At 74.2% G+C, this 13,322-nt stretch carries 9 protein-coding genes and 1 pseudogene; 1 reads left to right on the top strand and 9 read right to left on the bottom strand.

Features of this window, described 5'->3' with window-relative positions; genetic code table 11:
* Positions 1-17 precede the first annotated feature (17 nt).
* From O7598_RS00815 to O7598_RS00845, 7 genes and pseudogenes are all read right to left on the bottom strand, one after another.
* Positions 18-1,181, bottom strand: a complete 1,164-nt coding sequence (locus O7598_RS00815; RefSeq protein WP_269689555.1) for an acyl-CoA dehydrogenase family protein — start codon at positions 1,179-1,181, stop codon at positions 18-20.
* A complete protein-coding gene (locus tag O7598_RS00820; protein WP_269689556.1) occupies positions 1,178-3,181 on the bottom strand; it encodes an ATP-binding protein in 2,004 nt (667 codons plus the stop codon). Before O7598_RS00820 ends, O7598_RS00815 begins: the two co-directional genes overlap by 4 nt.
* 128 nt (positions 3,182-3,309) lie before the next feature.
* The gene (locus O7598_RS00825; RefSeq protein ID WP_269689557.1) at positions 3,310-4,911 is read right to left on the bottom strand and encodes an acyl-CoA carboxylase subunit beta; all 1,602 of its coding nucleotides are present in this window, start codon (positions 4,909-4,911) and stop codon (positions 3,310-3,312) included.
* Positions 4,908-6,047, bottom strand: coding sequence for an acyl-CoA dehydrogenase family protein (locus O7598_RS00830; protein ID WP_269689558.1), 1,140 nt, complete (start codon positions 6,045-6,047; stop codon positions 4,908-4,910). The genes O7598_RS00825 and O7598_RS00830 overlap by 4 nt, the downstream gene beginning before the upstream one ends.
* Entirely contained in the window at positions 6,044-7,726 is a 1,683-nt protein-coding gene (locus tag O7598_RS00835) for an acyclic terpene utilization AtuA family protein (RefSeq protein ID WP_269689559.1), read from the bottom strand. Before O7598_RS00835 ends, O7598_RS00830 begins: the two co-directional genes overlap by 4 nt.
* Positions 7,723-8,517, bottom strand: a complete 795-nt coding sequence (locus tag O7598_RS00840) for a TIGR03084 family metal-binding protein (RefSeq protein WP_269689560.1) — start codon at positions 8,515-8,517, stop codon at positions 7,723-7,725. The genes O7598_RS00835 and O7598_RS00840 overlap by 4 nt, the downstream gene beginning before the upstream one ends.
* Before the next feature lie 139 nt (positions 8,518-8,656).
* Positions 8,657-9,259, bottom strand: a pseudogene (locus tag O7598_RS00845) (TetR/AcrR family transcriptional regulator); the annotation flags it as partial.
* Positions 9,260-9,381: 122 nt separating this feature from the next.
* Here O7598_RS00845 and O7598_RS00850 point away from each other — a divergent pair.
* Positions 9,382-11,421, top strand: coding sequence for an aminotransferase class I/II-fold pyridoxal phosphate-dependent enzyme (locus O7598_RS00850; RefSeq protein ID WP_269689561.1), 2,040 nt, complete (start codon positions 9,382-9,384; stop codon positions 11,419-11,421).
* A gap of 31 nt (positions 11,422-11,452) precedes the next feature.
* Here O7598_RS00850 and O7598_RS00855 read toward each other — a convergent pair whose 3' ends face one another.
* Together O7598_RS00855 and O7598_RS00860 are read right to left on the bottom strand one after the other, a co-directional pair.
* Positions 11,453-12,223 (bottom strand): class I SAM-dependent methyltransferase, encoded by a 771-nt coding sequence (locus O7598_RS00855; RefSeq protein WP_269689562.1) that lies wholly within the window; start codon positions 12,221-12,223, stop codon positions 11,453-11,455.
* Positions 12,224-12,227: 4 nt separating this feature from the next.
* Positions 12,228-13,301: a radical SAM protein gene (locus O7598_RS00860; RefSeq protein WP_269689563.1), complete on the bottom strand. Its 1,074-nt coding sequence runs from the start codon at positions 13,299-13,301 to the stop codon at positions 12,228-12,230.
* Positions 13,302-13,322: the final 21 nt, after the last annotated feature.

A 13,322-nucleotide genomic window follows, 5' to 3' on the forward strand; every position in this document is an offset into this window, starting at 1 on the left:
GGGGACGGCGTGGACGGTCAGTAGGACTTGTCCTGGCCGAGGACGTGCTGGGCGACGAAGTTCAGGATCATCTCGCGGCTGACCGGGGCGATCCGGCCGGCGCGCACCGCGCCGAGCAGCGTCGCCACGCCGTACTCGGTGGTCATGCCGGCCCCGCCGAGCGCCTGGACGGCGGTGTCCACGGCGAGCGCGGCGGCCTCGCCGGCCGCGTACTTGGCCATGTTGCCGGAGACGCCGGCCTCCAGGTCGCGGCCGGCGTCGTACAGGGTTGCCGCCTTCTGGATCATCAGGCGGGCCAGTTCGACCTGCACGGCCGCGTGCGCGAGCGGGTGCGCCACGCCCTGGTGCGAGCCGATCGAACGCCCGCCCCAGACCTTGCGGGTGGCGGTGTAGTCGGACGCCTTCTCGATCGCGTACCGGCCGGTGCCGGCGCCCATCGCGGCCACCGTGATCCGTTCCGGGTTGAGGCCGGCGAACAGCGCCGGCAGGCCGGCGTCCAGCGACTCCCCGACCAGTGCGTCGGCGGGCAGCCGGACGTCGTCCAGGTAGAGCAGGAACTGGTTCTCCGGGGATAGGATCTCCATGTCCAGCTTGGACTTCTCCAGCCCGGGGGCGTCGGTCGGCACGATGAACAACGCCGGCTTGAGCTTCCCGGTCGATGAATCTTCGGTGCGGGCCACCACCAGCACGTGGTCGGCCTCGTCGACGCCGGAGATGTAGACCTTGCGGCCGGAGAGCAGCCAGTCGTCGCCGTCGCGGCGGGCCACCGTGCCGAGCCGGTGGAAGTTCGAACCGGCGTCCGGCTCGGTGATCGCGAAGACGATCTTCTGGGAGCCGTCGGCGAGGCCTGGTAGGTGCCGCTTGCGCTGCTCCTCCGTACCGTGCTTGTTGATCACGGTGGCCGCGATGGCGGGGGAGACGACGAGCAGCAGCAGCGGGCAGCCCGCTGCGGCCAGCTCCTCGCAGACCAGCGCCAGTTCGGTGATGCCGCCGCCCCCGCCGCCGTACTCGGTGGGGATGTTGACGCCGAGGTAGCCGAGCCGGCCGGCCTCGTGCCACAGCTCGGTGGTGTGCTCACCGGCCTTGGCCTTGCGGACGAAGTACTCGTGGCCGTACCTGCGGCCCAGCGCCCGGACGGCGTCGCGGAGCTGATCCTGTTCGTCGGTCAGGTCGAAGTTCACTGCGGGTCCTCCTCGGGGTCGACCACGGCCAGTACCGCGCCCGTCTCCACCTGGCCGCCGGGCGGCACCGGCAACTCCGCCACCACGCCGTCGGCCGGGGCGAGCACGGGGTGTTCGAGCTTCATCGCTTCCAGCGTTAGCAGCAGGTCACCGGCGGTGACCCGCTGGCCGACCTCGACGTGCACCCGGGTCACCGCGCCGGGCAGCGGCGCGAGCAGCGACCCGGCCGCCAGCGCCGCGGTGGGCCGGGGCAGCCGGGGCAGCTCGGTGAGGCTCGCCGCCCCGTCCGGGCCGTCCACGAAGACCGACGAACCCACCCGGTGTACGCGGAACGCGTGCCGCACCCCGTCGACGTCGAGCACCACCCGCTCCGGCGCGGCGCTCACCAGCTCCACCCGCGGCTGCGGCTCGGTGTTGAGAGGGGGCCCCTGCTCTGCTTCAGGCGTTAAGAAGGGGCCCTTCCTTTCCCACTCGGCGAGTGCGCCGGTGCGGGTGAGGCGGTAGCTGATCTCGATGTCGGTGAAGCGGGTGAGCTGGGGGAGGGCGGGCACGTTGCGCCAGCCCGACGGCAGTCCGGCCAGCACCGGCGCGGCGGCCCGGCGCGCCGCCGCACCGGCCAGCGCCGCCGCCAGCGCGGCCAGCGGAAACTGGTCGGCCGGCAGCAGCGGTGCGAAGACCTCGGGATGCCGGTCCAGGAAGCCGGTGTCCACGTCGGCGGCGGCGAAGTCCGGGCTGCGCAGCACCCGGACCAGCAGGTCCCGGTTGGTGGCCACGCCGTGCAGCTCGGCCCGGACCAGCGCGCCGGCCAGGGCGCGGGCCGCCTCGGCGCGGGTCGGCGCCCAGGCGACCAGCTTGGCCAGCATCGAGTCGTAGTGCACGCTCACCGTCGAGCCGTCCACCACGCCCGAGTCCAGGCGTAGCCGGCGGGCCGGCCCGAACTCGGCGTCGACCTCGGGGATCGCGAACCGGTGCAGCGTGCCGGTGGCCGGGCGGAAGCCCTCGGCCGGCTCCTCGGCGCAGAGCCGCACCTCGATGGCGTGGCCCTCGGCGGCCGGGGTCGCCGACAGCGGCAACGGCTCGCCCTCGGCCACCAGCAGTTGCAGCCGGACCAGGTCGAGCCCGGTGGTCAGCTCGGTGACCGGGTGCTCCACCTGGAGACGGGTGTTCATCTCCAGGAAGTGCACCTGCCCGTCCGGCGCGAGCAGGAACTCCACAGTGCCGGCACCCACGTAGTCCACCGCCCGGCCGGCGGCCACCGCCGCGGAGTGCAGCCGTTCGCGCACGTCGTCGGGGAGCACCCCGGGCGCCTCCTCGACGATCTTCTGGTGCCGGCGCTGGATCGAGCAGTCGCGCACGCCGAGCGCCACGATCGTGCCGTGGGTGTCGCCGAAGATCTGCACCTCGACGTGCCGGCCGCGCTCGACGTACCGCTCGATGAAGACGGTGCCGTCGCCGAACGCCGCCGCCGCCTCGCGCCGCGCGCCCGCGACGGCCTCGGCCAGCCCGGCGGCGTCGCGGACGACCCGCATGCCCCGGCCGCCGCCGCCCGCGCTGGCCTTCACCAGCACCGGGAAGTCGGTCACCTGATCGGGGTCGGTCCAGGTGGGCAGCATCGGCACGCCCGCGTCGGCGAGCAGCGCCTTGGCGGCCATCTTGTCGCCCATCGCGGCGATCGCCTTGGCCGTCGGCCCCACCCAGGTCAGGCCGGCGTCCGTCACCGCGGCCGCGAACTCGGCGTTCTCGGCGAGGAAGCCGTAGCCGGGGTGGACGGCGTCCGCGCCGGACCGGCGCGCCGCGTCCAGGATCGCGTCGATCCGCAGGTACGTCTCGGCCGGCGTGTTCCCCGGCAGGTGGACCGCCTGGTCGGCCTCGGCCACGAACGGCGCGTCGGCGTCCGCGTCCGAGTGCACGGCCACGGTCGCCACGCCGAGCGCCCGGCAGGTGGCGAGGACCCGGCGGGCGATCTCCCCCCGGTTGGCCACGAGAAGCTTCGTGATCATTCGCGCTGAGCCTGCCTTTCGTTCGCGGCTGCGGGACTCCGCTTCGCTGCGTTCCTCGCGCTCACGGTTGCCTGCCTTTCGTTCGCGACTGCGGGACTCCGCTTCGCTGCGTTCCTCGCGCTCACAGGTCACATCCGGAAGACGCCGAAACCGTCGGCGCCCTTCACCGGTCCGTTGTGGATCGCCGACAGGCAGAGCCCGAGGACGGTACGGGTGTCGCGGGGGTCGATCACCCCGTCGTCGTAGAGCCGGCCGGAGAGGAACAGCGCCCCGGACTGCGACTCGATCTGCTGCTCGACCATCATCCGCATGGCGGTGTCGGTGTCCTCGTCGTAGTCCCGGCCCCGGGCCGCGGCGGCCTGCCGGGCCACGATCGACAGCACACCGGCCAGCTGGGCCGGGCCCATCACCGCCGACTTCGCGTTCGGCCAGGTGAACAGGAACCTCGGGTCGTACGCCCGGCCGCACATGCCGTAGTTGCCCGCGCCGTAGGAGGCGCCCAGGTTGACGGTCAGGTGCGGGACCGTCGAGTTCGACACCGCGTTGATCATCAGGGCGCCGTGTTTGATGATGCCGCGCTGCTCGTACTCGGTGCCGACCATGTAGCCGGTGGTGTTCTGCAGGAAGACCAGCGGGGTGTCGGCGGCGTTGGCCAGCTGGATGAACTGCGCGGCCTTCTGCGCCTCCTCGCTGAACAACACGCCCCGGGCGTTCGCCAGCACGCCGACCGGCCAGCCGTGCAACTCGCCCCAGCCGGTCACCAGCGCGGTGCCGTAGCCGGGCTTGAACTCGTCGAACGCGCTGTCGTCGAGCACCCGGGCCAGCACCTCGCGCGGGTCGAACGGCACCTTCAGGTCGGCGCTGGCGATGCCGAGCAGCTCCTCCGGGTCGTACCGGGGTGGCCGCGGGGACGGGTTGCGCGGCGGCGGGCCGTGTTTGCGCCAGTTGAGCCGGCGGACGCACTGCCGGGCCAGCCGGATGCCGTCCCGCTCGTCCTCGGCGAGGAAGTCGGCCAGGCCGGACGTGCCGGCGTGCATCTTCGCGCCACCGAGCGACTCGTCGTCGGTCACCTCGCCGGTCGCCATCTTCACCAGCGGCGGCCCGGCCAGGTAGACCTGCGACCGGTCCCGGATCATGATGGTGAAGTCGGACATGCCCGGCACGTACGCGCCGCCGGCGGTGGCGTTGCCGAAGACCACGCTGACCGTGGGGATCTTCGCCGCGGAGAGCCGGGTCAGGTCGCGGAACACCCGCCCGCCGGGAATGAAGATCTCCGCCTGGGTGGGCAGGTCGGCGCCGGCCGACTCGACCAGGTTCACCATCGGCAGCCGGTTGGCCAGCGCGATCTCGCCCGCCCGTCGGGTCTTCGCCAGCGACCACGGGTTGATCGCGCCGCCGCGTACCGTCGGGTCGTTCGCCACGACCAGGCACTCCACGCCCTCGACCACGCCGATGCCGGTCACGGTGCTGGCGCCCACCGGGAAGTCCGTGCCGTACGCGGCCACCGGCGACAGCTCCAGGAACGGGCTGTCCGGGTCGAGCAGCAGCTCGATCCGCTCCCGGGGAAGCAGCTTGCCGCGCTTGTGGTGCCGGGTCACGTACTTCTCCCCGCCGCCGGCGCGGGCCTGGTCGAGCGCCGCGTCCAGCTCGGCGAGGCGCTCCAGCAGCGCCTCCCGGTTGGCCGTGAACGCGGGGGAGGCGGTGTCGATGGCCGTGTCGAGTGTGCTCAAAGGCCCATGCCCTTCGCGATGATCTCGTTCATGATCTCGGTGGTGCCGCCGCCGATCCCGAGGATGCGGGCGTCCCGGTAGTGCCGTTCCACCTCGGCGTCGCGGAGGTAGCCGAAACCGCCGTGCAGTTGCAGCGCGGCGTCGACCACGTGGTCGCAGGCGGCTACCGCCACGTTCTTCGCCATCGCCACCTCGGTCACCACGGGCTGCTTCGCGGCCACCCGCTCGGCCACCTCGTGCACGTACGCGCGGGCCGCCTCGGCGCGGGTGTGCATCTCGGCGAGCCGGTGCCGGACGAGCTGCCGGGTGGCGAGCGGACGGCCGAACGTGGACCGGTCCCGGCACCACCGCACCGCCAGGTCGACGCAGCGCTGCGCGGTCGCGTACGCCTGGGTGGCGAGTGAGAGCCGCTCGGCGGCGAACTGCTGCATGATGGCCAGGAAGGCGGTGTCCTCCGGGCCGACCCGGTTCGCCACCGGCACCCGGACGTCGGCGAAGGACAGCTCGGCGGTGTCCGAGCAGTGCCAGCCCAGCTTCTCCAGCCGCCGGCCCACGGTGAACCCGGGCGAGCCCTTGTCGATCACCAGCAGGCTCAGCGAGCCCGACCCGGGGAAGTCGGTGCAGACCGCGGTGGTCACGAAGTCGGCCCGGACGCCGCTGGTGATGTAGGTCTTCGACCCGTTCACCACGTAGTGGTCGCCGTCGCGCACCGCGCACGTGCGGATGCCCGCCACGTCCGAGCCGCCGTCCGGCTCGGTGATCGCCAGCGCGCCGATCATCGTCCCGGCCAGCGTCGGCCGGACGTACCTGTCGATGAGCGCCTCGTCCTGTGCTGCCACGATGTGCGGCAGCGCGATGCCGTGCGTGAACAACGCGGCGATCAGCCCGGACGAGCCACCCGAGCGGATGATCTCCTCGGTGACCACGATCGAGTCGAGCAGGTCGCCGCCGCTGCCGCCGACCGACTCGGGGAAGCCGATGCCGAGCAGCCCGATCTTCGCGGCGGTCTCGTGCAGCGACCGGGGCACCTCGCCGGCCCGCTCCCAGTCCGCCAGGTGCGGCAGGACCTCCCGGGTGACGAAGGCGCGGGTCAGCTCGCGTAGTTGGCGACGCTCCGGGGTGTCCACGATTGTCACTCCGACACCTCCGCCGGCAGGTCGACCACCCGGGCGCGGAGCAGCTCGCCGAGCGCCTTGGCCTGCGGGTCGAACCGGGTGGACGCGGCCACGCCCTGCCCCAGCAGGCCTCGGATGACGAAGTTGACCGCGCGCAGGTTCGGCAGCTCGTGCCGCTCGACGGTCAGCGTCGCCGTCTCCGGCAACAGGTCCGCCAGCCGCTCCACGGTGAGCCAGCCGCGCAACCAGGACCAGGTGGCGTCGGTGCGCGCCCAGACGCCCAGGTTGGCGTCGCCGCCCTTGTCGCCCGACCGCGCCCCCACCACCTCACCCAGTGCCCCCCGCCGGGTGGGATGTAAGGAGGGGCCCCCTGTTAACGCCTGGTGCATAACAGGGGGCCCCGGCAAACCACCCACCACGGAGGGCGGCGGGATCGGCACGCGCTCGCCGGAGGGAAGCACCGCGACGTGCGCCACCGCGTCCTGCGCGACGGTGTCGGCGGTGAACACGCCGTACGGCGTGGCGTCGCCGGGCAGGGTGGTCAACGTGCAGCCCGGGTAGGAGGCGAGCGCCAGCTCCACCGCGGCCGCCGAGAACGCCCGCCCGGCCCGCGCCTTGTCGCCGTCACGCAGGTGTACGTGCAGCAGGGCGCTCGCCGCCTCGGTGTCGGCGGCGTCCGGATGGTCGGTGCGGGCCAGGGTGAACTCCAGCCCCTCCTTGCCGACCGCCTCCTCCACCTGGCCCCGCACCAGGGCCGCCTTGGCCGGGATGTCCAGCCCGCACAGCACGAACGTCATCGAGTTGCGGAAACCGCCCAGGTTGTTGACGCCCACCTTGAGCGTGTCCGGTGGAGGTGTGCCACGCACCCCGGAGACCCGTACCCGGTCCGGGCCCGCCTGCTCCAGCCGGACCGTGTCCAGCCGGGTCACCACGTCCGGGCCGAGGTAGTCCGGCCCGCCCACCTCGTACAGGAGCTGGGCGGTGACCGTCTCGACGGTGACCGCGCCACCGGTGCCCGGGTGCTTGGTCAGCACCGACGACCCGTCCGGGTGCAGTTCGGCGATCGGGAAGCCGGGGCGGTGACCGCCGTCCGGCAACTCGGTGAAGAAGCTGAAGTTCCCGCCGGTGACCTGTGCCCCGCACTCGACGAGGTGCCCGGCCACGGTCGCCCCGGCCAGCGCGTCGAGGTCGTCGCGGGTCCAGCCGAACCGGGCGATCGCCGGCCCGACCGTCAGCGACGCGTCGGTGACCCGGCCGGTGACCACCACGTCGGCGCCGGCGTCCAGACAGGCCGCGATCCCGAACGCGCCCAGGTACGCGTTCGCGGTCAGCGCGTCCGGTCGCTGGAGCGCGTCGCCCTCGACGTACCCGACGCGCACGTCGAGGCCGAGCCGCGCGGCGAGCGACCGGACCGCGTCGGCCAGGCCGGCCGGGTTGAGGCCGCCGGCGTTCGTGACCAGCGTGACCCCGCGCTCCAGCGCGGTGCCGAGCACGTCCTCCAGTTGCCGCAGGAACGTCTTGGCGTAGCCGAGCGAGGGGTCGCGCATCCGGTCGCGACCGAGGATGAGCATGGTCAGCTCGGCCAGGTAGTCGCCGGTCAACACGTCCAGCTCGCCGCCGTCGAGCATCTCCCGCCAGGCGGCGAAGCGGTCGCCGTAGAAGCCGGACGCGTTGCCGACCCGGAGCACGCCCGTGCTCATGGACGCACCTCGCTCGCCGGCTCCCGCTTGCCGCCGGGCGGACCGGCGAACGCCTGGGCCACGTCCAGCCACTCGTCGGCGACCGGGCCGGCGGCGACCAGGGCCAGGTCGGCGCGATGCCGGCGCTGCGTGACCAGCAGGCAGAAGTCGAGCGCCGGGCCGGTGACCCGGTCGGTCGCGGTCGCCGGCCCGAACGTCCAGACCTCGGCGCCGGTGGGCGCGGTCAGCTCGACCCGGACCGGGTCCGCCGGCACCGCGCGGCCGTGGGCGGTGAAACCGTGGCCGAGGGTACGGAAGCCGAGGTGGGCGATGTGCCGAAGCCGGGCGGTCGGGGCGCGGGTGACGCCGAGCGCGTCGGCGACGTCCTCGCCGTGCGCCCAGGTCTCCATGATCCGGGCGGTGGCCATCGAGGTGGGCGACATTCGGGTCCCGTACCAGGGCAGCTTCTCGCCGGCCGGGGTGGCGGCGAGGGCCGCCGCGAGCGCGGCCCGGCCGTCCCGCCAGCGGGCCAGCAGCGCGGGCGGCGGGGCGAGGAAGGACTCCGCCCCGTCCTCGACCAGGCGGGACGGGTCCGGCGCGGCGGTGACCGAGGCGAAGAACGCCGACTCGTCGGTGGCGGCCAGGTGGGCCACGTGGTCGGTCCAGGCCAGGTGCGCGATCTGGTGCGAGACGGTCCAGCCCGGTGCGGGTGTCGGGCGTTCCCATCCGTCCGCCGGCAGCCCCGCGACGAGCGCGTCGAGCTGCTCGGACTCGGCGGTCAGGTCCGCGAGCAGGGCGGTCAGGTCGACCATGGTGCCTCCGGGCGAGTTGTGCCGGTCAGGGGCTTCGGGTCACGGCCGCTTCGTCGCCGGACGGGCCGGCGGTGGGCGGGCCGGCGTCGGCCGGCCCCGGTTCGGCGGGGCGGGCGCCGCGCGGGCCGGTGGTGGCGTCGGGCGTGAGCAGGGTGGCGAGCTGGCGTTTCCAGGTGTGCAGCAGGGCGGTGCGGCGGGTCGAGTCGTCGTTGAGCAGGTTGGCCACGCCCAGCCCGCGCAGCAGGTCGAGGGTGGCCTGCACCGCCTCACGGACGCCGGGACGGCGTTCGTCGACGCCGAGCAGCTCGACGGTGAGGCGGTGCATCTCCCGGCCCACGGTGGCCTCCAGCGGCACGAGCGCGTCGCGCAGCTCGGCGTCGGTGCGGGCGGCGACCCAGAGTTCGAGGGCGGCGACGAAGAGCGGCCCGGTGAAGGCCGCGGCGAGCAGGTCGATCACCCGGTCCAGCCGGCGCGGGCCGGCGGGCAGCGCGTCCGCCTCGGTGCGCAGCTCCACCGCCCGGCGTTCGGCGAGGTGGGCGACGGCAGCGGTGACCAGGGCGGCCTTGGTGGGGTAGTGGTGCAGCTGCGCGCCGCGGGAGACGCCGGCCCGGGCGGCCACCACGGTGGTCGTGGTGCCGGACCAGCCGTGCTCCACCAGGCACTCGACGGTCGCCTCCAGCAGCCGGGCCTGGGTGGCGCGGCTGCGTTCCTGCTGCGGGACGCGGGTCGGTGCGGTGGGCACGGGGACAGCGTCCCGCCCCGGAAACAAACAGTCAAGACTGACTTTTTCTGCGGCCGACATCCGACACCTTCGGCGGTCGGATTCCGCGCGATACTGTGCTCCGCTCACGGGGAGGGCACGACATGGACGAATTCGTGCTGGTCGGCGGTTCCGGTTTCCTGGGCACCGCGACCGCCGATGCACTGCTGGCCGCAGGCGCGCGGGTCACCACCGTGGACCGTCATCCACCGGCCGGGACGAACACCGCCGCCGGGCTCGACTGGATCCGGGCGGACCTGCTCGCCGACGACCCGCCCGAGCTGCCGCCCGGTACCGTCGTGGTGCTGCTCGGCGCGAGCGAGCCGCGCCCCCGCCGGCCCTGGACGCTGCCGCTCGACAACGCCGTCAGCACCACCCGGCTGCTGCCCCGGCTCACCGGCCGCCAGGTGGTGCTCACCTCCTCCGTCGAGGTCTACGGCGCGGCGGCCGGTCCGCTGACCGAGGACACCCCACCCGAGCTGCCGTGGACCGTCGAGGAGATCGACGACTGGTGCGCGCTCGCCCGCGACCTGGCCCGGAGCCCCTGCCCGCCCTGGCGGGCCGCCCCGCTGGCCCGCGCCATGGCCGACGCCGACCCCACCGGCCGCTGGACGTACGCGATGGCGAAGCTCGCCCAGGAACGGCTCGTCGCCGACGCGGTCGACAGCGACCGGCTCACCGTGCTCCGGCTCGCGAACGTGGTCGGCGCGGGGCAGCACCGGGTCGCCACCCGGCTGATCCGCCGGGCCCGGCAGGGGTTGCCGCTGCCGGTCACCGCGGACGCCGTCCGCAGTTTCCTGCCCGCTGCCGCCCTCGCCCGGATGCTGCTCGACGGCATCGGCCCCGGCGTCTGGAACGTCGGCGGGGAACCGGTGCCGCTGACCGACCTCGCCACCTGGATCCGGGACCTGTGCGGCTCGTCGGCGCCGCTGCGGACCGTGCCGCGCCGGACGCCGGACAGCTCCGGCCTGGTGGTCACCGACAAGCTGACCGCCGCCGGCCACCCGATCGGCCCGCTCCGCCCTCACCTGCCGGCGCTGGTCGCCGAGATGGACCACGACCGGACGCCGCTGTTCCGGCCGCCGCTGCCCGTCGTCGTGCCGCCACCGCCCGCCCACCCCGAGCTGGTGGCCGCCCGCCAGCAGGAGGCCCTCACCAGCGGCGAGGTCAAGCACGGCAACCGGTGGACGCGGGAGCTGACCGAACGGTTGGGCAAGGAGCTGGAACTCGACGACGACCACCGGGTGCTGGTCACCACGTCCGGCACCGCCGCACTGCGGATCATGGTGGCCGCCACCGTCGGCCCGGCCCACCCCGGCGACGTGGCCGTGCTGCCGTCGTACACGTTCCCCGCGACCGCGGAGATCCTGGTCCAGCTCGGGTACGCGTTGCGCTTCGTCGACGTGGACGACGCGACCTGGACGCTGGACCCGGCGACGGTCGCCGCCGCGGTCGAGCGGGGTGGGGTACGGGTGGTGCTCTGCGTCGACACCTTCGGCAACCCGTGCGACTACCCGGCCCTGCGGGCCGTCTGCGACCCCGCCGGGGTGCCGCTGCTGGCCGACTCCGCCGCCGCCCTCGGCAGCCTGCACCAGGGGCGCCCGGTGGCGCAGCAGGCGCTGGCCCACTCGTACTCGATGAGCTTCGCCAAGGTGGTCTCGGCCGGTGGTGCCGGCGGCGCCCTGGTGCTGCCCGCCGGCGCCGCCGAGGCGGTGCTCGCCGCACCGGCCGGCTGGACCCGCTCCGAGCTGATGAACGAGCTGCACGCCGTGGTCGCGGTCGACCAGCTCGCCGAGCTGGACGCGCTGGTCCGCCGCCGGGCCGAGGTGGCCGAGGTGTACGCGGACGCCGCCCGCACCCTGCCGATGCGGTTCCAGCGGGTCCGTGCCGGGGACCGGCACTGCTGGGTGCACTGGGTGGCCCGGCTCGCCGAACGCGACCGGGTGGCGGCGGAACTGGCCGCCCTCGGCGTGCAGACCAAGCCCTACTTCGCGGCTATCCACCGCGGCCCGCTCGGCGGCGGTGAACGACTCCCGGTGACCGAACGGCTGGACGCCGAGGCGCTGGCCCTGCCGATGTCGTCGGAACTCACCGTGGAACAGGCGGAACGGGTCGTCGCCGCGCTGCGCCGCTGCCTGGGCTGAACCTCGCCGCTCCGGGCGGCGGCCCGAGCGGTCAGGCCGGGGCGCGGCGGCCGGTCACCAGCAGCTGCTTGCCGGCGTCGGCGAGGACCGGATCATCGCCCAGCCGGCGCTCCAGCGCGAGCAGCGCGTCCGGATCGGTGGCGAGCCGCTCGGCCAACCCCGCCCGGCCCAGCGGCCCGGCGCTGACCAACAGCCCGGCGCTGCGCACCTCGACCAGGCCGGCGGCGGCGAACGCGGCCTCCAGCCGGGCGCGGTCCAGCAGATGCAGGTCGGCGGCGTGCCCGTCGGAACGCCAGACGCCCCGGCGCCGGGCCAACCGGTCCACCGCCTCCTCGCCCCGGCCGACGCCGACCAGCTCCAGCACCAGGCCCACCAGCGAGTCGACCAGCACGGCCAGCACCCCACCCGGGCGCAACCAACCGGCCAGGCGCCGGACCGCCCCCTCCGGGTCGGCGGTGTATTGCAGGGAGCCCATCGCCAGCACCGCGCCGGCCGTCGCGGGCAGCGTCACCTCCGTCATCGAGCCCTCGACCAGCGTGAAGCCGGGCCCGGGCGGACGGCGGCGCAGCTCGGCGACCATCCCCGGCGCCTGCTCGACGCCGGTCACCGGATGGCCCAGGTCGAGCAGCCGCCGGGCCCACCGACCCACCCCGCAACCGGCGTCCACCACCGGGCCGTCCGGCGGCAGCAGCGCCCGCACCCGCTCCCACGCCAGGTCGTCGTACGCGCGCCGGTGCGGCACCGCGAAGTGCTCCTCGTAGCCGGGGGCCAGCGCGTCGTACAGCGGCTGGCTCGGGCGCATCGGCTCAGACAAGGCTGCGCCGCCCGCGCCGCCACTGCCGGTCGGCCAGATAGGTGCCCGGCCGCCAGCGCAGGTTGAGGCTGTAGTTGCTGCCGCAGCCGACGCACTCCTTGCGGAACAGCCGGGCGTGCTCGGCGCGGTATTCCGGGGCGTCGACGATCTCGGCGATCGGACGCTGCCGGACCGAGGCGGTCGGGTCGTGCGCCCAGCAGCCGCCGACCTCGCCCCGGGAGTGCACCATCAGCTTGAGCTGCGACTCGGCACACGGCAGGTCACGCTGCACCAGGTCGTCGAAGTGCCCGCGCAGATAGCGCAGCTCCGAGTAACGCGGCAGCCAGCGCCGGTCGGCCCGGGCCATCGCCTCCAGCTCGGCGAGCGCCGCGTCGAGCCGGTCGCCGGCCACGTCCGTCTGCCCGGTGACCGCCTCGGTGCGGAACAGGAACGTCCGGTCGGTGACCAGGTTGAGATAGAGCGCCACACCCAGCTCCTGGGCCAGTGCCGCGATGCCGGGCAGGCTGTCCACGTTGTCCCGCATCACGGTGAAGTTCATCCGCACCTTCAGGCCGAGCCGGTCGCGCTCCGCGATCAGGTGCCGCAGGTGCCGGGTCGTCGTCTCGAACGCGCCGAGCCGGCCCCGGATCCGGTCGTGCACCAACGCCGTCGGGCCGTCGACGGAGACGTTGAAGCTGCGTACGCCGGCGGCGAGCACCTCGGTCAGCACGGGCGGGGTGAGCCGGATCCCGTTGGTGTTCAGGTGCAGGTGGCGTACGCCCACCTCGCGGGCGTACGCCATCAGGGCCAGCGCGTCCGGCCGGATCAACGGCTCACCGCCGGTGAAGTTCACCTTGTGGATGCGCAGCGCGACGAGTTGGCGCAGCACGTCCCGCCACTCCTCGGTGGACAGTTCACCCTTGGTGTTGGTGGTCCAACAACCGCAGCTCGTGCAGCGCAGGTTGCAGTTGTCGGTGAGGAACAGCTCGGCGACCAGCGGCCGTACGTGCAGCCGGGGCGCGACCCGCTCCTTGACCGCGAGCCGGCCGAAGAACCACGCCAGCCGGGCGGTGTCCGCCACGCTCATGGCCGCCTCCGGGCGGTGTCG

Source organism: Micromonospora sp. WMMC241, assembly GCF_027460165.1.
Taxonomy (GTDB): Bacteria; Actinomycetota; Actinomycetes; order Mycobacteriales; family Micromonosporaceae; genus Micromonospora; species Micromonospora humi.

Bases quoted from the DNA above. Each gene is read 5' to 3' on its own strand.
- O7598_RS00835 (WP_269689559.1), bottom strand. From the start codon at position 7,726: ATGAGCACGGGCGTGCTCCGGGTCGGCAACGCGTCCGGCTTCTACGGC.
- O7598_RS00820 (WP_269689556.1), bottom strand. From the start codon at position 3,181: ATGATCACGAAGCTTCTCGTGGCCAACCGGGGGGAGATCGCCCGCCGG.
- O7598_RS00840 (WP_269689560.1), bottom strand. From the start codon at position 8,517: ATGGTCGACCTGACCGCCCTGCTCGCGGACCTGACCGCCGAGTCCGAG.
- O7598_RS00850 (WP_269689561.1), top strand. From the start codon at position 9,382: ATGGACGAATTCGTGCTGGTCGGCGGTTCCGGTTTCCTGGGCACCGCG.
- O7598_RS00860 (WP_269689563.1), bottom strand. From the start codon at position 13,301: ATGAGCGTGGCGGACACCGCCCGGCTGGCGTGGTTCTTCGGCCGGCTC.
- O7598_RS00855 (WP_269689562.1), bottom strand. From the start codon at position 12,223: ATGCGCCCGAGCCAGCCGCTGTACGACGCGCTGGCCCCCGGCTACGAG.